At 67.8% G+C, this 16,834-nt stretch carries 20 protein-coding genes; 6 read left to right on the top strand and 14 right to left on the bottom strand.

Annotated elements, in window-relative coordinates; all coding sequences use genetic code 11:
* Positions 1 to 22: 22 nt before the first annotated feature.
* The 8 genes from OPU70_RS12875 to OPU70_RS12840 all read right to left on the bottom strand — a co-directional run bounded on the left by OPU70_RS12875 (position 23) and on the right by OPU70_RS12840 (position 3,773).
* The gene (locus OPU70_RS12875) at positions 23 to 646 is read right to left on the bottom strand and encodes a 4'-phosphopantetheinyl transferase family protein (RefSeq protein WP_498557958.1); all 624 of its coding nucleotides are present in this window, start codon (positions 644 to 646) and stop codon (positions 23 to 25) included.
* Positions 647 to 690: 44 nt separating this feature from the next.
* On the bottom strand, positions 691 to 990 hold the full coding sequence (locus tag OPU70_RS12870; RefSeq protein WP_309686253.1) for a Dabb family protein: 300 nt from the start codon (positions 988 to 990) through the stop codon (positions 691 to 693).
* Positions 987 to 1,277, bottom strand: coding sequence for a glutaredoxin family protein (locus OPU70_RS12865; protein ID WP_042538981.1), 291 nt, complete (start codon positions 1,275 to 1,277; stop codon positions 987 to 989). The genes OPU70_RS12870 and OPU70_RS12865 overlap by 4 nt, the downstream gene beginning before the upstream one ends.
* The gene (locus OPU70_RS12860) at positions 1,274 to 1,576 is read right to left on the bottom strand and encodes a rhodanese-like domain-containing protein (protein WP_042538979.1); all 303 of its coding nucleotides are present in this window, start codon (positions 1,574 to 1,576) and stop codon (positions 1,274 to 1,276) included. Before OPU70_RS12860 ends, OPU70_RS12865 begins: the two co-directional genes overlap by 4 nt.
* Positions 1,577 to 1,658: 82 nt before the next feature.
* Positions 1,659 to 1,757: a 30S ribosomal protein bS22 gene (locus tag OPU70_RS12855; RefSeq protein ID WP_003792170.1), complete on the bottom strand. Its 99-nt coding sequence runs from the start codon at positions 1,755 to 1,757 to the stop codon at positions 1,659 to 1,661.
* Between the two features lie 136 nt (positions 1,758 to 1,893).
* On the bottom strand, positions 1,894 to 2,085 hold the full coding sequence (locus OPU70_RS12850) for a helix-turn-helix domain-containing protein (RefSeq protein WP_042538977.1): 192 nt from the start codon (positions 2,083 to 2,085) through the stop codon (positions 1,894 to 1,896).
* Positions 2,086 to 2,162: 77 nt separating this feature from the next.
* A complete protein-coding gene (locus tag OPU70_RS12845; RefSeq protein WP_498557957.1) occupies positions 2,163 to 3,089 on the bottom strand; it encodes a cyclase family protein in 927 nt (308 codons plus the stop codon).
* 267 nt (positions 3,090 to 3,356) lie between these two features.
* Positions 3,357 to 3,773, bottom strand: a complete 417-nt coding sequence (locus OPU70_RS12840; RefSeq protein ID WP_042539424.1) for an ArsR/SmtB family transcription factor — start codon at positions 3,771 to 3,773, stop codon at positions 3,357 to 3,359.
* Between the two features lie 103 nt (positions 3,774 to 3,876).
* On the opposite strand from OPU70_RS12840, the gene OPU70_RS12835 reads away from it, so the two are divergent.
* Together OPU70_RS12835 and OPU70_RS12830 are read left to right on the top strand one after the other, a co-directional pair.
* Positions 3,877 to 5,307 (top strand): TrkH family potassium uptake protein, encoded by a 1,431-nt coding sequence (locus OPU70_RS12835; protein ID WP_042539422.1) that lies wholly within the window; start codon positions 3,877 to 3,879, stop codon positions 5,305 to 5,307.
* The gene (locus tag OPU70_RS12830; protein ID WP_042538973.1) at positions 5,300 to 5,971 is read left to right on the top strand and encodes a potassium channel family protein; all 672 of its coding nucleotides are present in this window, start codon (positions 5,300 to 5,302) and stop codon (positions 5,969 to 5,971) included. The genes OPU70_RS12835 and OPU70_RS12830 overlap by 8 nt, the downstream gene beginning before the upstream one ends.
* 17 nt (positions 5,972 to 5,988) lie before the next feature.
* Here the strand turns inward: OPU70_RS12830 and OPU70_RS12825 are convergent, their stop codons facing one another.
* A complete protein-coding gene (locus OPU70_RS12825) occupies positions 5,989 to 6,276 on the bottom strand; it encodes a DUF1905 domain-containing protein (RefSeq protein WP_079112305.1) in 288 nt (95 codons plus the stop codon).
* A gap of 1 nt (position 6,277) precedes the next feature.
* A complete protein-coding gene (gene proC / locus OPU70_RS12820; protein ID WP_079112304.1) occupies positions 6,278 to 7,117 on the bottom strand; it encodes a pyrroline-5-carboxylate reductase in 840 nt (279 codons plus the stop codon).
* A 60-nt stretch (positions 7,118 to 7,177) separates the two neighbouring features.
* Between proC and OPU70_RS12815 the strand changes: the two genes are divergently transcribed.
* Positions 7,178 to 8,149 carry a cation diffusion facilitator family transporter gene (locus OPU70_RS12815; RefSeq protein WP_042538967.1) on the top strand — a complete coding sequence of 324 codons (972 nt, stop codon included), beginning with the start codon at positions 7,178 to 7,180 and terminating at the stop codon, positions 8,147 to 8,149.
* Between the two features lie 21 nt (positions 8,150 to 8,170).
* On the opposite strand, the gene OPU70_RS12810 is transcribed toward OPU70_RS12815, so the two are convergent.
* Positions 8,171 to 8,626 (bottom strand): nucleoside deaminase, encoded by a 456-nt coding sequence (locus OPU70_RS12810; protein ID WP_042538964.1) that lies wholly within the window; start codon positions 8,624 to 8,626, stop codon positions 8,171 to 8,173.
* 82 nt (positions 8,627 to 8,708) lie between these two features.
* Between OPU70_RS12810 and upp the strand changes: the two genes are divergently transcribed.
* Positions 8,709 to 9,341: a uracil phosphoribosyltransferase gene (upp, locus tag OPU70_RS12805; RefSeq protein ID WP_042538962.1), complete on the top strand. Its 633-nt coding sequence runs from the start codon at positions 8,709 to 8,711 to the stop codon at positions 9,339 to 9,341.
* A 17-nt stretch (positions 9,342 to 9,358) separates the two neighbouring features.
* Here upp and OPU70_RS12800 read toward each other — a convergent pair whose 3' ends face one another.
* Positions 9,359 to 10,300 carry a LysR family transcriptional regulator gene (locus OPU70_RS12800; RefSeq protein WP_042538960.1) on the bottom strand — a complete coding sequence of 314 codons (942 nt, stop codon included), beginning with the start codon at positions 10,298 to 10,300 and terminating at the stop codon, positions 9,359 to 9,361.
* Between the two features lie 119 nt (positions 10,301 to 10,419).
* Here OPU70_RS12800 and OPU70_RS12795 point away from each other — a divergent pair, with 119 nt between their 5' ends.
* Both OPU70_RS12795 and OPU70_RS12790 read left to right on the top strand, forming a co-directional pair.
* Positions 10,420 to 11,424 carry a putative oxygenase MesX gene (locus tag OPU70_RS12795; RefSeq protein ID WP_042538958.1) on the top strand — a complete coding sequence of 335 codons (1,005 nt, stop codon included), beginning with the start codon at positions 10,420 to 10,422 and terminating at the stop codon, positions 11,422 to 11,424.
* A gap of 20 nt (positions 11,425 to 11,444) precedes the next feature.
* Positions 11,445 to 12,473, top strand: a complete 1,029-nt coding sequence (locus tag OPU70_RS12790) for a methionine synthase (RefSeq protein WP_042539420.1) — start codon at positions 11,445 to 11,447, stop codon at positions 12,471 to 12,473.
* A gap of 64 nt (positions 12,474 to 12,537) precedes the next feature.
* On the opposite strand, the gene OPU70_RS12785 is transcribed toward OPU70_RS12790, so the two are convergent.
* Entirely contained in the window at positions 12,538 to 13,110 is a 573-nt protein-coding gene (locus tag OPU70_RS12785; RefSeq protein WP_498557956.1) for a hypothetical protein, read from the bottom strand.
* A 228-nt stretch (positions 13,111 to 13,338) separates the two neighbouring features.
* Positions 13,339 to 16,809: a TM0106 family RecB-like putative nuclease gene (locus OPU70_RS12780; RefSeq protein ID WP_475433834.1), complete on the bottom strand. Its 3,471-nt coding sequence runs from the start codon at positions 16,807 to 16,809 to the stop codon at positions 13,339 to 13,341.
* Positions 16,810 to 16,834: the final 25 nt, after the last annotated feature.

Raw genomic sequence — 16,834 nt, 5'->3', positions numbered from 1 at the left:
ACGCCGAGCTGACGGTGGAGGATCAGCCGACGGCGACGCTCAGCACGAATCCGGGGGGCCCGACGAGCGTCGCGATCTCCAAAGGACTCGCACGCCCGGGAAGCACTGCTGACCACGCGCACGGGTCCGCGTCATCGGCGCTCGGATGCAGGAGCACCTCCGACGGGTCGATCTCAAAGCCTCGACCATCCGCCTTCACGGCTGCTTCGATGCGCGTCCACGCCGCGAGATCGGGGGCGGCGCCGTCGGGGAACATCGACCCCATTCCGTGGAGGCGTCCGGCCGCCGCCTCATCCTCGACATCCACGCCCAGCAGGATGGACCCCGCTGTCGCCGCGACCACGACAAGATCCTCCGCGTGGCTCACGCTGAGCGACACGCCGGCCGAGCGCGGTCGGCCGTGGTCGGCTCCGCATCTGTCGCAGCGACTGGAGAGCAGGACCTCGTCGGAGCCTCGGATCCTGCGCACGAGCGCGCGGATCAGCGCCCTCCCCGCCAGGAAGCCCTGAGCGCGGCTGCCACTCAGCTGGCGGAGGCGGTCGACCTGCCCCTGCCCCATCGCGGCGGCATCGATCTCGGTGAACCCCCGCAGGTCCGAGGGCCGCGCCCACACGACGATCACGTCGTGCCAGATGATCTCGCCCATGACTCCGCCTGCTCCCGTCGGATCGGCAGCTGCGGTCCGGCGGCTCAGACCTCGAAGTCGACAGCCACGCGCGACGCGACCACCGAGCGCACGTATGCCACGACCTCTTCATGAGCGGGGTGCACCTGGTACTCCTCCAGGGCCTCGATGGAATCGACGTCCGCGACGAGCGTGACGTCCCAGTTCGCGTCCGGATATGCGATGTTCGCGCCCGCGGAGATCGAGCGAAGCTGCGGCACGACACCGTCGAGTGCGTTCAGCCTGCGGGCGACCTCGGAGGCCTGTTCGGAGCGCGTCGCCGCGTCCTCTGCGGCGAGCTTCCAGGTGACGACGTGACGGATCATCGCGCTTCCTTCTTCAGTGCGTCATGCTGCACAGCGGCTTCGAGAGCATCGCGCAGTCGGTCTGCCGACAGGCGCCAGTGCGCGTGCAGCTCTCCGTCGATGAGGACGACCGGGATCTTCTCCCACCACAGCTCGTAGAGCGCGGGGTCATCCTTGATAGACGCCTCGACGATCTCGATCCGCTCGGCAGCCGCGTCAGGGAGCTCGGCGACGACGGAGTCGATGATCTCGGAAGCGACGTCGCACAGGTGGCAGTCGGGCTTGCCGATGAGGGTCAGCGTGGTCACGCCGACGGCACCTCGACCTCGCGGCCCTGAGCGATCCACTCGCCCGTTCCGCCCTCGACGTTGGTCGCGTCGTACCCGCGGGATTCGAGCGCCTCGACGACGCGCGCCGACCGTCCGCCGGCCTGGCAGATGACGTCGAACGACTCCGCCGGAAGCTCTTCGAGTCGGTTGCCGATCTCGGACATGGGGATGTTGACCGCCCCGGGGACGTGTCCGGCGGCGTACTCATCGACCTCGCGGACATCGATGAGCGGAGTGTTCGAACGCTCGGCGAGTTCGGTGACGGTGATCGACTTCATGGCATGCTCCTGCGACGAGTGGGAAACCGGGGGGTAGAGACACAAAGCGCCCGTCCGGAGACAGGCGCTCGTGTCTGGTCGCTTACTTCTTGTTGCGACGCTGGTGGCGAGTCTTACGAAGCAGCTTGCGGTGCTTCTTCTTCGCCATGCGCTTGCGGCGCTTCTTGATGACAGAACCCACGGAAACCTCACTAAGTCAGTGGCTGGGTGTCGTCGGTGACGGACACCCGGGTACGGGCACGGAAAAAATGCCTCGGATCAGTCTAGCAAACAGTGAAGCTCTCGCTGCACGCGCTCACCTGACCGAGCGGAGAGCGTCAGCCGACGTCGGCTATCGGTCGCTGCAGAGCATCGGCCACCGCGGATTCCGGAACCCGGAAACTGCGACCGAAGCGAATGGCTGGCAGCTCCCCAGCGTGCACCATTCGATAGACGGTCATCTTCGACACGCGCATCAGTTCGGCGACCTCAGCCACCGTAAGGAACCGGACATCTGGAACCTCGGGCATCCCACGTACCCCTTTCTCGATTTGTGCACACTCTAGGGGGAATCTGGGACGCGTGTAAACCCATGTGGCCTGTGTGATCAGTGAGCATCCCCGACCGTGGCGAAGGCACGCACCGGGAACGTCCCGAATCCACGCACGGCCGGAGGAGCCGCCGTGAACCGCGCACCACGGGCGGGCACCTCGGACAGGCGGGTCAGGTGCTCGACCACATGGATGCCGGCGGCCAGCAGGATGCTGTGAGCCGGCCGCTCGCCGCCGCTCTCCGTGTCGTCGATGTTGAGCGAATCGATGCCGACGAGTGCGACCCCGGCGTCGGCCAGGAACCGCGCTCCTTCTTCGGTGAGGAACGGTGCCCCGCGGCCATACTCCGGAGTGCCGAAGTGCTCACTCCACCCGGTGTCGAGCAGCACCGCGGCGCCTCCGAGCTCACGGTCCGCGAGCGTCACAGCGTCGATCCCCCGGCGCTCGGCGCTCCACGCGTCGTGCAGATGGAAGACCTCGGCGCGTAGCCCGACGAGGGAGCAGAGCTCGAGCGAGGCCAGGTCCCCGCCGTCCTCATATCGGTGGAAGGGCGAGTCGAGGTAGGTGCCCGTGTTGCCGATCATCGTGATGATGTCCATCGCGAACTCCGTGCCCTGCGCGTACTTCGAGCGGGAGTCCTCGCGCGTGAGGTGCGGAGTGATCGTGGGGGCAGGGAGGCCGGGGTAGGTCACGAGCCCCGCTTCGATCGTGTGGCTGAGGTCGATGACCCGTGGTGACGGAGCGCTCCCCTCGACGCCTCGGCTGCCACGGTGCGCCTCTTCCACGATGCGGAGCCGCTGCAGCTCGACGGCGCTCACGAGAGTGAGCCCGAGATGCCGCACCAGCAGCGCTCCGATCGCATCGGAGTCGATGTCGGGACCGGGAAGGTCGAGACGGAAGCCTTCTCCCGTCATCCCCCCGCCATTGGCGAACGAGATCGTGAAGTCGAAGTGCGCTCGGTACGAGGGCGAAGCTGTCGTCATGCTCACATCATGGCAAGCGCGAGACACGGTCGGCGAGACCTGTTGGTTCTCGCCGTTCGGGGTCTCCTGACTCGGCGCCCCTCACGAGCGGAGCATGCGGGTCACAGCGGAGACATAGGACGTGTGCCGCAACCGTTCAGACTGCACTGGGATGCTGAATGCACGACTCACGATGGCACCGTCCGAGTCGCGCGGGCTGGGGCCCGCGGCCACGCCCCCGAAGACAGACCCCCCGCTGTCAACGGGGGCGAAGTGCGTCCGGGGGCGTCAGCCGCCGAGGCGCTTGAGCGCGGTGGTGACGACGTGCCTCGCCGACGCGGCGGCACGACCGACGACCTCGGCCGCGTGCGCGGCTCCGTCGGGAAGCGGCAGTCCGGGGTAGTCGATGTCCGGCGCATCGTCGCCGTATGCGTCCATGAGGAACGGGACGAGCCAGTCGTCGACGACCTCCAGCGGCTCGACGGCGAGGCTGTAGAAGCGGCGCTGGCCGTCTTCGCGCACGCTGACCAGTTCAGCCTCGCGGAGCACCTTGAGGTGCTTCGAGACGGTGGGCTGGCTGATGCCGAGCTCGGCGACGATATGGCTCACGCTCGTGCCGGCGTCCCCTTCGGTGGTGCGTCGCAGGAGAAGCTGGAGGATGTCGCGCCTCGTACCGTCTGCGATCACGTCGAAGATGTCCGTCATGTGATCAGGGTAGTCGTCCCCGGCACGGAGTACCATGACGAAGGCTCGGCGATCGGCGTCGTGCAGCCGCGGTGCGCGGCGAGGGGAAGCGAAGGGGGACTCGATGTCGGGCATCGCTTCGGCGTCGTCACCTCGACAGCGTCTTGAGAACGCCGCCTCCTGGGGCAAGCACATCGTCACCTCGTCGCCCTCGCGCTTCGCGATCGTCATCTTCGCGATGCTCATCCTCGTCTTCACGGTGCTGCTGTCGCTGCCGATCGCGTCGGCATCGCGCACGGTCACGCCGCTGGCGGATGCGCTGTTCACGGCTGTGTCGACCATCTGCGTCACGGGCCTCGCCACCGTCGACATGGCGAACCACTGGTCTCCGTTCGGGCACGTGCTGATCTTCATCGGCGTGAACATCGGCGGACTCGGCGTGCTCACCCTGGCGTCGCTGATGGGCCTGGTCATCTCGAAGCGCCTCGGGCTGCGGGCCAAGCTCATGGCCGCCGGAGACACGAACCCGCTGCGAGCCCACGGCGGCGTCGTGAACGAGAGCCAGACCGTGCGGCTGGGCGAGGTCGGTCAGCTCCTGCGCACCGTCGCGGTGTCGTCGCTCATCATCGAGGGCGTCCTCGCGATCCTCCTCTACCCCGCGCTGGTCCTGGCGGAGGTCGACCCGATCGCCGCCCTGTGGGAAGCGCCGTACTTCGCCGCCATGGCATTCACGAACACCGGGTTCGCTCCCAACGACGGCGGCGTGGCCGTCTTCGCCGACGACTACCTCGTGCTGTCGCTGCTGATGGTGGGCGTCTTCCTCGGGAGCATCGGCTTCCCCGTGATCTACACCCTGGCCAAGCACGTGTGGCACGTGAAGAAGTGGTCGCTGCACACCAAACTCACCCTCGTCACCACCGTGCTCCTGTTCGTGTTGGGTGCCGCGGTATTCCTGATCCTCGAGTACGCGAACCCGAAGACGTTCGGCTCGATGGATGCCGCAGACACGACGTTCCAAGCCTTCTTCCTCTCGGCGATGACCCGTTCGGGCGGTTTCAACGTGATCGAGATGGACGACCTGAACGGCTCGTCGCTGCTGGCCGCGAGCATGCTGATGTTCGTCGGCGGCGGTTCGGCATCCACCGCCGGAGGAATCAAGGTCACCACTCTCGCCGTGCTCGCCATCGCCGTGTGGTCGGAGGCGAAGGGGCGCCAGTCGGTCGAGGTCTTCGGCCGCCGCATCCCCAGCGACGTGCAGCGTGTGGCGCTCAGCGTCGTCGCCTGGGGAGCCACGATCGTCGCGCTGTCGACGATCATCATCGCCCAGATCACCAAGGCCGACATCAGTCATGTGCTGTTCGACGTGATCTCGGCGTTCGGCACCGTCGGCCTCTCGACAGGTCTCACCGCCGAGCTCCCCGATTCCGCCTCGTACGTGCTGGCGACCACCATCTTCATGGGGCGCGTTGGTACAGTGACTCTCGCCGCGGCAGTCGCCGCGACGTCGCGATCGCAGTATTATTCGCTGCCCGTGGAAAGGCCGATCGTTGGTTGAAGTGCTCCGGGGCGACGCTCCCGTACTCGTCATCGGCCTGGGCCGCTTCGGCGCCGCGTGCGCCGGCGAGCTCGACCGACTCGACCGCGAGGTGCTCGCGATCGACGGCAATCTGGAGCTCGTGCAGAAGTGGTCCGACCGCGTCACGCACACGGTGCAGGCCGACGCCAAGAACATCGACGCCCTGCGTCAGATCGGCGCGCAGGACTTCCAGGTCGCCGTCGTCGCCGTCGGCTCGTCGATCGAAGCATCCGTGTTGATCACCGCGAACCTCGTCGACCTCAAGGTGCCGCAGATCTGGGCGAAGGCCGTTTCGCAGTCCCACGGCAAGATCCTCGCCCGCGTGGGTGCCAACCACGTCATCTACCCCGAGCGCGAAGCCGGCGAGCGCGTCGCTCACCTCGTCTCCGGCCGGATGCTCGACTTCATCCGCTTCGACGACGACTTCGTGCTGGCGAAGATGTACCCGCCGAAGTTCATCCGCGGCGTGGGTCTGAACGAATCCGGCGTGCGCAGCAAGTACAAGGTCACCGTCGTCGGCGTGAAGAGTCCGGGCAAGCCGTTCCGCTACGCCGAGGCGAACACGATCGTCACCAACCACGACCTCATCATCGTCTCGGGCACCAACAGCGACATCGAGCGCTTCGCCGCGCTCGACCGCTGAGCGGCAGCCCCGCGGGTTCAGGCGTCGATGTCGAGCGTGATCTCGACGACGTCGTCGATGCCGATGCCCTCCCGATCCTGCAGCGCCTTCTTGATCGGCACGATGTACCCGCCGTCCTTCGGCCACAGCGCCGTGGTCACGGTCGTGCGTCCGATCGTCACGGATGCGGGGATCATCCCCCACCCGTAGGTGACGACGCCGGCGATCTCGCCGATCATCTCGCTCTCGGCCGGCGGCACGGTGACGAAGTGGAACGGCGCCGGTCCGCGCCAGAACCAGATCTCTCCCGAGAACCGCAGCTGCATGTCATCCTCCTGCGGCGAGTTCCTTCGCCCGCGCCAGCGCCGCGTCGGCGGCCTGCGCGAACGTCCGGTCGAGGTGCGCGTCCTGCAGCACGGCGACGGCCCGCTCGGTGGTGCCCTTCGGACTCGTGACCCTGCGACGGAGCTCAGACGGCTCCTCCCCGGACGCGTCGAGCAGCGCGGTCGCACCGATGAAGGTCTGCTCCACCATGACTCGCGCGTCGCTCTCGCTGAACCCCATGCCGACGGCGGCCTTCGTGAGCTCCTCGATGAGCAGGTAGACGTAGGCGGGGCCCGAACCCGAGATCGTCGACAGCGCGTCGATCTGCGACTCGGGAACCTCGACGACAGCGCCCACGGTCGCGAAGAGGCGGTGCACGAGGGCGAGGTCGTCGGCGGATGCGGCCGCCCCCGCGGCGAGGCCGGTGACGCCCTTGCCGACGGTCGACGGCGTGTTCGGCATCGAGCGGATGACACGGACATCGGCGCCGAGGTTGTCGGCGAAGGTCTGCAGGGTGACCCCGGCCGCGAGACTCACCACGATCGCGTCTTCGGGCAGGGAGGGAGCGATCTCGCGCAGCAGATCGGGGACCATCGCCGGCTTCACCCCGACCAGGACGACACGCGCCGACTGAACCGCCCGCGCGTTGCCGTCCGGCGTCTCGGAGAGCGCGATGCTCGTGACGCCGTCGAGGTCGGCGAAGGCCGCCGCCTTCTCGGGCGTGCGGTTCGTCGCGGTGATGCCTCCGTCGACGGGGATGCCGGATGCGACGACCCCTCGCAGGATCGCGCCGCCCATGGAACCGGCACCGAGGAACGCGAGAGCAGGAAGAGATTCAGCCATGTCGTCATCCTACGGCGGGCGCACCGGGCGACCACGGGCGAGCCGATCTAGACTCGTCGCATGAGTGCATCCGGCGGCGGCAAGGCCATTCTCGCGGCGTTCCTGGCGAATCTGGGCATCGCCCTGGCGAAGTTCATCGCCTGGGCGCTCTCAGGATCCGCGTCGATGCTCGCCGAGGCGATCCACTCGGTCGCCGATTCCGGCAACCAGCTGCTGCTCATGCTGGGCGGCCGCAAGGCGAAGCGCGAGGCCGACCGAGCGCACCCGTTCGGCTATGGCCGAGAGCGTTACGTCTACGCGTTCGTCGTGTCGATCATCCTGTTCTCCGTCGGTGGCCTGTTCGCGATCTACGAGGCGATCGACAAGCTCACCCACCCGCACGAACTCGACAAGACCTGGTGGTGGCTGCCGCTCGTCGTGCTCGTGGTCGCGATCGGCCTCGAGTCGTTCTCGCTGCGCACGGCCGTCAAGGAGAGCAACCTCGTGCGCGACGAGGGCCAGTCGTGGGTGTCGTTCGTGCGTCGCGCCAAGGCGCCGGAGCTGCCCGTCGTGCTGCTCGAGGATGTCGGGGCGCTGACCGGTCTCACCTTCGCACTGCTCGGTGTGGGATTGACCATCATCACCGGCAACCCCGTGTTCGACGCACTCGGAACGCTGATGATCGGCATCCTGCTCGTGCTCATCGCGATCGTGCTCGGAGTCGAGACCAAGAGCCTCCTGGTGGGCGAGGGAGCCACCCCGGCCGATCACGATCGCATCGTCGACGCGATCAACGCCGGCGACGAGATCGAGAAGATCATCCACATGAAGACGCTCTACCTCGGACCGGACGAGTTGATGGTGGCGGCGAAGATCGCACTCAATGCCGACAAGCCGCTGCGCGAGGCCGCGGTCGACATCGACGCGATCGAGGCCCGCATCCGCGAGGCCGTGCCGACGGCCAGGGTCATCTACATCGAGCCCGACGTGTACCGGCCGTCGCTCGACCCGGAGCCGTCGACCGACGTGTTCGTGCTCAAGTCCTCGGACTGACTCCCCCGAGGTCCGCGACCGTCAGCGGCGCTGCTCGAAGAAGTCCCGCAGCAGGGCCTTGGCGGCGTCTGCCTCGACCCCGCCGATGACCTCGGCGCGATACGGCAGCCGACGATCACGCAGCACGTCGTACATGGATCCGGCGGCCCCCGCCTTGTCGTCCCAGGCTCCGAAGACGACCCGAGTGATCCGCGCCTGCAGGATCGCCCCGGCACACATGAGGCAGGGCTCGAGCGTGACGACGAGGGTGTGGCCCTCGAGATTCCACGAGCCGACGGATGCCGCGGCGGCACGCAGTGCCTCGACCTCGGCGTGACCGGTCGGATCCCCGGTCGCCTCACGATTGTTGCGACCGTCCGCGACGATCCGCCCCTCGGCGTCGAGCACCACCGCACCGACGGGGATCTCCGACACCGCTGCCGCCTCGGCCGCGAGCTCGAGAGCGCGGCGCATCGCGATGAGGTCGGGGGCGGTCATGGGTCGAGCCTACGACAGCCGCAGAGGCCACTCCCGTGCAGCCGATGTCGTACGCGAGCGTCCGGCGCATTAGCCTGTAGGCATGCGTGTTCACGTCGCCGACCACCCTCTCGTCACTCACAAGCTCTCGGTGCTGCGCGACCATCGCACACCGTCGCCGGTCTTCCGCCAGCTGACCGAAGAACTCGTGACGCTGCTCGCGTACGAGGCGACCCGCAACGTGAAGGTCAGCCCGGTCGAGATCACCACTCCCGTGACCACCACGATGGGCGTGAAGATCTCGGAGCCTCGCCCGATCGTCGTACCGATCCTGCGCGCAGGACTCGGCATGCTCGAGGGACTCGTCAAGCTTCTGCCGACCGCCGAGGTCGGATTCCTCGGGATGGTCCGCGACGAAGAGACCTTCGAGCCGACGACCTACGCCGAGCGCCTCCCCGATGACCTGAGCGATCGCCAGTGCTTCGCCATCGACCCGATGCTCGCAACCGGTGGCTCGCTGGCTGCGGCCATCCAGTTCCTCTTCGACCGCGGGGCCAAGGACGTCACGGCGATCTGCCTGCTCGGCACGCCGGAGGGTCTCGCCGCGATCGAGGCGCTCGTCGGAGACCGCGATGTGACCATCGTGCTCGGCGCGCTCGACGAGCGTCTCAACGAGAAGGGCTACATCGTCCCCGGACTCGGCGACGCCGGCGATCGGCTCTACGGCACCGTCTGACGCATCGGCTGCTCGCGCTAGCCGAGCAGCGCCACGCCGAACCCCGCGACGACGTCGCGGACCTCGGCGAGATATCGCTGCGCCTGCTCGGTCAGGGGGATGGCGGTGCGTCCGACCCATCCGATCTCGATGTGGTCGTCGACGTCGAGAGGCACCGCGACGATCTCAGGATCGAGGTCGTCGCTGATGATGCCCGTCGAGATCGTGTACCCGTCGAGTCCGATCATGAGATTGAAGATCGTCGCTCGGTCGGAAACCCTGATCTCGCGAGCGCTCGAGAGGGTCGAGAGGATCTCCTCGGCGAAGTAGAACGAGTTGTTCGCCCCCTGATCGAAGGTGAGCCGCGGCAGGCCGACGAGATCGTCGAGGGTCGCCCGCTCGCGGGAGGCGAGCGCGTTCCGTCGCGAGACGAAGATGTGCGGCTCGGCGACGAAGAGCGGATGGAACGCGAGCCCCGAGTCGCGCAGCAGCTTGTCGATGACGTTCCGGTTGAAGTCGTTGCGGAAGAGGATGCCGAGTTCGCTGCGCAGCGTCCGCACGTCTTCGATGATGTCCCACGTGCGGGTCTCCCGCAGTGAGAACTCGTACTCGGCCGCGCTCGAGCCCTTGACCATCCGCACGAAGGCATCGACAGCGAACGAGTAGTGCTGCGTCGACACCCCGAGGAGTCGGCGCGACGGCGGCCGCCCCAGGTAGCGCTGCTCGAGCAGCTCGGCCTGCTCGACGATCTGTCTGGCGTACCCGAGGAACTCCGAACCGTCACTGGTGAGCGTGACGCCCCGGGCCGAGCGGGCCAGAAGGGCACGACCCACCCGACTCTCGAGGTCTTTCATCGCCGCGGACATCGTGGGCTGAGCCACGTAGAGCATGTCGGCCGCGGCGGTGATGGATCCTTCCGCGGCGACCTCGATGAAGTACTGGAGCTGTTGCAGCGTGATGCCGCTCGATCGCCTGGGCATAGGAGAAGGCTATAGCACCGCATAGTGGAGCTGAATTACCCGATGACCCTCGTTCGGCAGCACCATGAGAGCACAGCATTCGCGAGGCCCTGTCGGCCTCTCTCCCGGATTGGCCCCTCATGGCGAACGAGATCACGTTCAGCATCACCACCACGCGCTTCGACGAGGACTACGCCCCGTCGGACAGTTCGCGGATCACCACGAACTTCGCCAACCTCGCCCGCGGCGAGCGTCGCCAGCAGAACCTCCGCAATGCCCTCACGATGATCGACCGACGGTTCAACGATCTCGCACGCGGCGACGGACTCGACGGCGACGGCCCAGACGGCGGCCGCTACTCGGTGGAACTCGACATCGTCTCGGTGCAGCTGCGATTCGCCGACGGCGAGGACCGGGAGTTCCCCGTCCTCGAGGTGCTGGACATCCACATCGTTGACCGGCTGACCGGCGAACGCCACCAGGGCATCGTGGGGAACAACTTCTCCTCCTACCTGCGCGACTACGATTTCAGCGTCGTCCTGCCCGCGGCGAGCGCAGCCGCCGGCGGGTTCGCGACACCCGACGACTTCGGCGAGCTGCACGGCAAGCTCTTCCAGCACTTCCTCGAGTCCGACGCGTATCAGGAGCGGTTCTCGACCCTGCCGGTGATCTGCATCAGCGTCTCGACCAGCAGGACGTATCGCCGCAACGGCAACGTCCACCCCGTGCTCGGCATCGAGTACGTCCAGGACTCCTTCTCGCTCACCGACGAGTACTTCGGGAAGATGGGCCTGCAGGTGCGGTACTTCATGCCGCGCGGCAGCTCTGCCCCGCTCGCCTTCTACTTCCGCGGCGACCTTCTGAGCGACTACTCCGATCTGCAGCTCATCGGCACGATCAGCACTATGGAGACGTTCCAGAAGATCTACCGCCCCGAGATCTACAACGCGAACACACCCGCCGAGAGCGTCTACCGTCCGAGCCTGGCCCACGAAGACTTCCAGCAGACCGAGATCACCTACGACCGCGAGGAGCGCAGCCAGCTCGCGGTCGTCCAGGGACGCTACGCGGATGAGCACTTCGTGACGCCCCACCGGCGCGTGCTGGATCAGTGGGCCGCCGCCTACCCGGCTCCGGTCCGATGACCGGCGCCGGCTCGACGACCTTGGAAACCCTCCTCCCCACCTCGATCGTCGGGAGCCTGCCCAAGCCGGCATGGCTCGCGAGGCCTGAGGTGCTCTGGTCGCCGTGGGAGTTGCAGGGGGATGCGCTCGTCGAGGGCAAGCATGATGCGTTGCGCGCCGCGGTGCACGAACAGCGGCGGCGCGGCATCGACATCGTCAGCGACGGGGAGCAGACCCGCCAGCATTTCGTCACCACCTTCATCGAGCATCTCGACGGCGTGGACTTCGAGAATCGCGAGACGGTGCGCATCCGCGACCGCTACGACGCGAGCGTGCCCACAGTGGTGGGTGCGGTGAGCCGTCCGAAGCCCGTGTTCGTGGACGACGCGACGTTCCTGCGTCAGCAGACCGATCAGCCGATCAAGTGGGCGCTCCCTGGCCCGATGACGATGATCGACACCCTGGCCGACCGTCACTACCGCAGCCGCGAGAAGCTGGCGTGGGAGTTCGCGACCATCCTCAACCAGGAGGCGAGGGAGCTCGAGGCTGCGGGAGTGGACATCATCCAGTTCGACGAGCCCGCGTTCAACGTCTTCTTCGACGAGATGAAGGACTGGGGAATCGCGGCCCTCGAGCGCGCAGTCGAAGGGCTGAGCGCCGAGACGGCTGTGCACATCTGCTACGGCTACGGGATCAAGGCGAACAACGAGTGGAAGGCGACTCTCGGCGCGGAGTGGAGGCAGTACGAGGAGTCGTTCCCCCTTCTGCAGCGGTCCTCCGTCGACATCATCTCGCTGGAGAGCCACCACTCTCATGTTCCTATGGACCTCATCGAGCTCATCCGCGGCAAGAAGGTCATGCTCGGGGCGATCGATGTGGCGAGCGAGCAGGTCGAGACTCCGGAGGAAGTCGCCGACACCCTGCGCCGCGCGCTCGAGTTCGTCGACGCAGAGCTTCTCATCGCCAGCTCGAACTGCGGCATGGCACCCCTGCCGAGGCATGTCGCGCTCGACAAGCTGAGCGCTCTGTCTGCGGGAGCGCGACTGGTCCGCGAGGAGCTCGGCGCCTGACCGGTGCCACGCCCCCGAACATCGCCGCGCGTGGCCCCCGGCTGTGACGCCCCGTCGGGGCGACTCACACGCCCAGGCGGTAGCCGCGCTCGTCTCCGTAGTGGGTGAAACCTGCCCGTTCGAGGATCGGTGCGGACGTCGCTGTGCGCCCCTTGACGAGTGCCGTCTCCGCCCCGAGGGATGCGCTCACCCGCAGCCGCTCGGCGAGGACCGCCCGGTAAGCGCCTCTGCCCCGCGCGTGCTCGAGCGTGGCGGCACCCCACAAGCGGGCGAATCCGTCGACGATCGTGCACCCGCCGGTGCTGACGGCCCGGCCGTCGAGCCGCGCGAGAACACGGGAGTGCGTACCCGCGTCGAGCGTCGACGCGATCTCTTCGAGTTCGATCCGAAGCCCTTCTTCGTCGAGGGGCTGCTGCTGCCACACCGGCACGTTGATGGCGTCGACCTCGCGGACCTGCTCGAGTGTGCGAACGACCTCTGCGGTGGGCTCCGGCGGGACGTCGATCGACGCGCGGTCGATCGGACAGGCGAACACCGCGACCGTGTCGATGTGCTCGGCTCCGCGTCTGCGCAGCTCGGCTTCGAGTCGGGGCGATCGGACGCGTTGGTCCAGAAGCGCAGCTCGCGCTCCCCCCACGATCTGGTGCGGTCGATCGCGTGGTCGAGAACAGTCGCGGCATCAGCGTCCGAGTCGACCTGCGATCCGCGCACCCCGCCACCGAACCGTTCGGGATACCGCACCAGCTGCAGCTCCGTCTTCTCTCGCTCGCTGTCACGGGGGAACCACACCCAGGCCGCCGAGGCGCGAAGGATGTCGTCTGTCGTGTGCATGGTGGCTGTTCCTCGCCGTGGGGTCGGTCGTCGCTCAGCTCGCCGCGCCGACGAGACGGGCGAAGGCGCTCATCCGCGCGACCCCCTCCGGTGTGCGCGGGAGGTCGTCGAGCAGTGCCGGGGAGTGGATCAGGTAGGCCGCGACCTGCGCTCTCGAGATCGCCACGTTCAATCGGTTCTGCAGCAGCAGGAACTCGGGACCCCGTGGGGCATCCCGACCGCTGGAGGCCGCGAGGGACGTGATCGAGACCACCGCCTCCTTGCCCTGGAAATTGTCGACCGTGCCGACCGGGACGTCGGGGAAGCCTGCCTCGGCGAGTGCGTCGTGCACGGCCTGACGCTGCGCGTTGTAGGGCGCGACCACGATGATGTCGCGCTGCGCGAGCGGCCGGACCGTGACATCGGCATCGTTGTCGGTGAACGCGCGTCCGACGAGGTCTCGCACGAGTGCCACCACCTCGCGCGCCTCCTCCGGCGACTGCGTGGCGTTGCCGCGGTGTCGGAGCGGGACGATGTGCAGACCGGGATCGATGCCGTCGAGCGCACGCCGTTCGGTGCCGGGAGCCGACGCGAGCTGCCCGGCGTATGCGAGCTTCGACACCGGCGCGGCGAGGCGAGGATGCATGCGCCACGAACGTGCCAGAAAGTAACCGTAGTCGGGTCGGACCACCGCGTCGCCGTCCATGACCCATCCGAGAGCCGACGTGTCGACGGGCTCGGAGTGCGCCCCCTGGCTGACCTGGGGAAGCTGCTGCGGATCGCCGAGCAGCAGCAGACGCTGCGCGCCCGCGGCGACGGCGATCGTCGAGGCGAGGGAGAACTGCCCCGCTTCATCGACCACGAGCAGGTCGAGGCCCCCGCGCTCCACGCGTGCGGTGTTGCTGAAGTCCCAGGCCGTTCCGCCGACGACCGCTCCGTGCTCGGCATGCTCGCCGAGGAATGCGGCCATGCCGTTCTTGGGAATCGCCGTGTACGAGGGATCGGATGACGGATCCTTCGGCGCCTTCCCGACCTGCGCCGCGGGAACGCCGTCGGCCACGACCCGCTCGAGCAGATTCTCGATGATCGCGTGGGACTGCGCGACGACGCCGACCCGGAAGCCGTGCTCCTTGACCAGCCGCGCGATCACCTGGGAGCCCGTGTAGGTCTTGCCGGTGCCAGGAGGACCCTGCACCGCGAGATAGCTGCGATCGAGGTCGAGGACCGCTCGCACGATCGCATCGATCGTCTCGTCCCCCTGGTCAGGCAGGGGGCCGCCCGAGAGCGTCCGCGGAGGGATCCTGCGCAGGATGTCGGTGGCCGCGTCGGACGGGAACCCGGGTGCTGCCGCGTGGACCGTGTCGGCCCATTCGTCGATCGCGCCCTGCAGCGAGACGACGCGCGGCGGAGCCGCGGGGGTGAGAGCGAGAGGCAGTTCGTCCCACGTCTGTCCCTGGATCGCCGTCTCGGTGATCAGATAGCCGTCGTCGAGCACCTCGGTGACAGTGACCGTATGCGGCACGTGCACCGCGCGTGACGGAGCCTCGGTGTCGAACGGAGCCGGCACGGGATAGAGCGCGAACGGTTGCGACCCCGCTCCGAGAGTGGTGCCGGGTGACACCTCTCCCCGGATCTCGATGTCGCGCGACATCACCCGGCGCCCCTCGCCGACGCTCCAGTCGCGCTGCACGGTCGAGGACATGCGGTCGACGCGCACGACATCGCGAGTGCCGTCCCACATAGTGACGGGCTCGCGCAGTCGCTGGAAGTGCGACACCCAGAAGCTCTTCGCCTCGCGAGGGAAGTAGTCGATGGCGGCCGCAGCGAGGCGATGCACCTGACCGTCGCCGCCCGCCGCCGCGGCCCGCTCCGCGTCGGCGAGGAGTGCCACCGATCGCGGCGACGGCTCGTAGATCACCTCGTCGGCCTCGTCGGGCGGGGCGGGGTTCACCCCCTCCTTCCGGGCGATGTCGATCAGCCAGTTGCGAAGGCGCCTCGTCGACACGCAGTCGTAGCGGTTGTAGTCGGCGAGATCGGCGAAGACCGCATCGGCCTCGTCCTGCTCCCCTGCCGCCGCGAACTCGCGGGCCGCCACGTACTGCACGATCGAGTCGTCGCCCTTCTGCACGTCGCTGGTGCGCACGTCCTCACCCATGTAGAGCGGCTCGAGCTTCTTGATCGAGTACGACCGCGACCCCACGCGCACGGTGCGCAGCACCAGCGGATACAGGTCGACGAACACGCCCTCGCGCAGCAGGCGGTCGATCTCGCCCTCGCGCACGCCGTGGCGTGCCGCCATCGCCACCAGGTGCGAGGTCTCGTACGGCGCGTAGTGATAGATGTGCATGCCGGGGTGCGCTGCTCTGCGCACCTTCACGAAGTCGAGGAATCGCTCGAACGCCTCTCGCTCCGCAGCGAAGTCGTGGGCCCACAGCGCCGTGTACTGGTCGGCGTTGTCGACCCATCCGAAGAGGTAGTCGATGCCCCAATGAGCCTCGCCGTCAGGCGCCGGCTCGGTGTAGAGCGGGTCGCCCTCGAAGTCGAAGAAGATGTCGCCGTGACTGGGCACAGGGAGGGTGTGGATCGCCGCGGCGTAGTGCACGTCGTATGTCGGCGCACCCTCGGCATCCGCGCGGATCTGCAGCCTCGCCTGCGCCCGCAGCGTCTCGAACGTGTCGGTGTTCATGCCGTCAGGAGGCGTATCGGCGTCGGCCAGCGCGTCGATGGTCTCGATCCCGGCCGCCCGCAGCCGGGCGCGCTGCACGGGCCGCATGCGCGCGACCATCAGCAGGTCGCGGTGTGCGATCACCTGCTCCTCGCAGGTCGCGCATCGTCCGCAGGCCACGATCTCGAGGTCTCCGCGGTCGTCGCCCCACGCCAGCGGGGCGCCGCTGGAGCCGTCGTCGACTCGGCGATCCGCGATGAGGGCGCGCAGGCGCGCTCGACGCACCTGGAACAGCGGAAGGAGGTCATCCACCGCGTGGGTGCTCAGCGTTCCGTCGCCGAGGATGAGGTCGACCTCATCGGACCGCGGAATGCCCAGCCGGTCGAGCTGATCGACATATGCCGCGAGCTGCATGAGGGCGGTGACGCGCGCCTTGCGGGCGAGCTTGGAATCCTGCACCCGCCATCGCCCGTCGTCGTCGCGCTTGAGGAAATCGGCGAACCCGACGAACTCGGGTGTCGCGAACGCCGCCTGGAAGACGACCAGCGCATCGGATCCGAGCGCATGCACCGTCTCGTCGACGGCAGCCGCGAGCGCCTCGGCGTCGATCGACGACACCTTCTCGACCCGGTGCACCCGATCGCTCCCGAGATCGTCGATGTAGCGGGCGAGGACGTTCTGCTCGTGGACGTCTCCGAGCAGCGCGGCCCTGGCGAGAGTCGCGTCTTCAGGCTCCTCCACGGCCGGGACGCGGCCCAGCTTCGCATCGATCGCGCGGCACCAGGCGAACTCGCATTCGGCGGCCGCCTTGAGGTCGCTCGCGCTCCAGATGACGCGCTGCGCCTGAGTGTCGATCCGCACGATTCTCCCGTTCCCTCGGATGCTT

The sequence above is a fragment of the Microbacterium sp. SWDP-B6 genome (assembly GCF_059803615.1).
This window is presented reverse-complemented; position numbering and strand designations above follow the sequence as displayed.

Bases quoted from the DNA above. Each gene is read 5' to 3' on its own strand.
- OPU70_RS12875 (WP_498557958.1), bottom strand. From the start codon at position 646: ATGGGCGAGATCATCTGGCACGACGTGATCGTCGTGTGGGCGCGGCCC.
- OPU70_RS12870 (WP_309686253.1), bottom strand. From the start codon at position 990: ATGATCCGTCACGTCGTCACCTGGAAGCTCGCCGCAGAGGACGCGGCG.
- OPU70_RS12860 (WP_042538979.1), bottom strand. From the start codon at position 1,576: ATGAAGTCGATCACCGTCACCGAACTCGCCGAGCGTTCGAACACTCCG.
- OPU70_RS12850 (WP_042538977.1), bottom strand. From the start codon at position 2,085: ATGCCCGAGGTTCCAGATGTCCGGTTCCTTACGGTGGCTGAGGTCGCC.
- OPU70_RS12845 (WP_498557957.1), bottom strand. From the start codon at position 3,089: ATGACGACAGCTTCGCCCTCGTACCGAGCGCACTTCGACTTCACGATC.
- OPU70_RS12840 (WP_042539424.1), bottom strand. From the start codon at position 3,773: ATGACGGACATCTTCGACGTGATCGCAGACGGTACGAGGCGCGACATC.
- OPU70_RS12835 (WP_042539422.1), top strand. From the start codon at position 3,877: ATGTCGGGCATCGCTTCGGCGTCGTCACCTCGACAGCGTCTTGAGAAC.
- OPU70_RS12825 (WP_079112305.1), bottom strand. From the start codon at position 6,276: ATGCAGCTGCGGTTCTCGGGAGAGATCTGGTTCTGGCGCGGACCGGCG.
- proC (WP_079112304.1), bottom strand. From the start codon at position 7,117: ATGGCTGAATCTCTTCCTGCTCTCGCGTTCCTCGGTGCCGGTTCCATG.
- OPU70_RS12815 (WP_042538967.1), top strand. From the start codon at position 7,178: ATGAGTGCATCCGGCGGCGGCAAGGCCATTCTCGCGGCGTTCCTGGCG.
- OPU70_RS12810 (WP_042538964.1), bottom strand. From the start codon at position 8,626: ATGACCGCCCCCGACCTCATCGCGATGCGCCGCGCTCTCGAGCTCGCG.
- upp (WP_042538962.1), top strand. From the start codon at position 8,709: ATGCGTGTTCACGTCGCCGACCACCCTCTCGTCACTCACAAGCTCTCG.
- OPU70_RS12800 (WP_042538960.1), bottom strand. From the start codon at position 10,300: ATGCCCAGGCGATCGAGCGGCATCACGCTGCAACAGCTCCAGTACTTC.
- OPU70_RS12795 (WP_042538958.1), top strand. From the start codon at position 10,420: ATGGCGAACGAGATCACGTTCAGCATCACCACCACGCGCTTCGACGAG.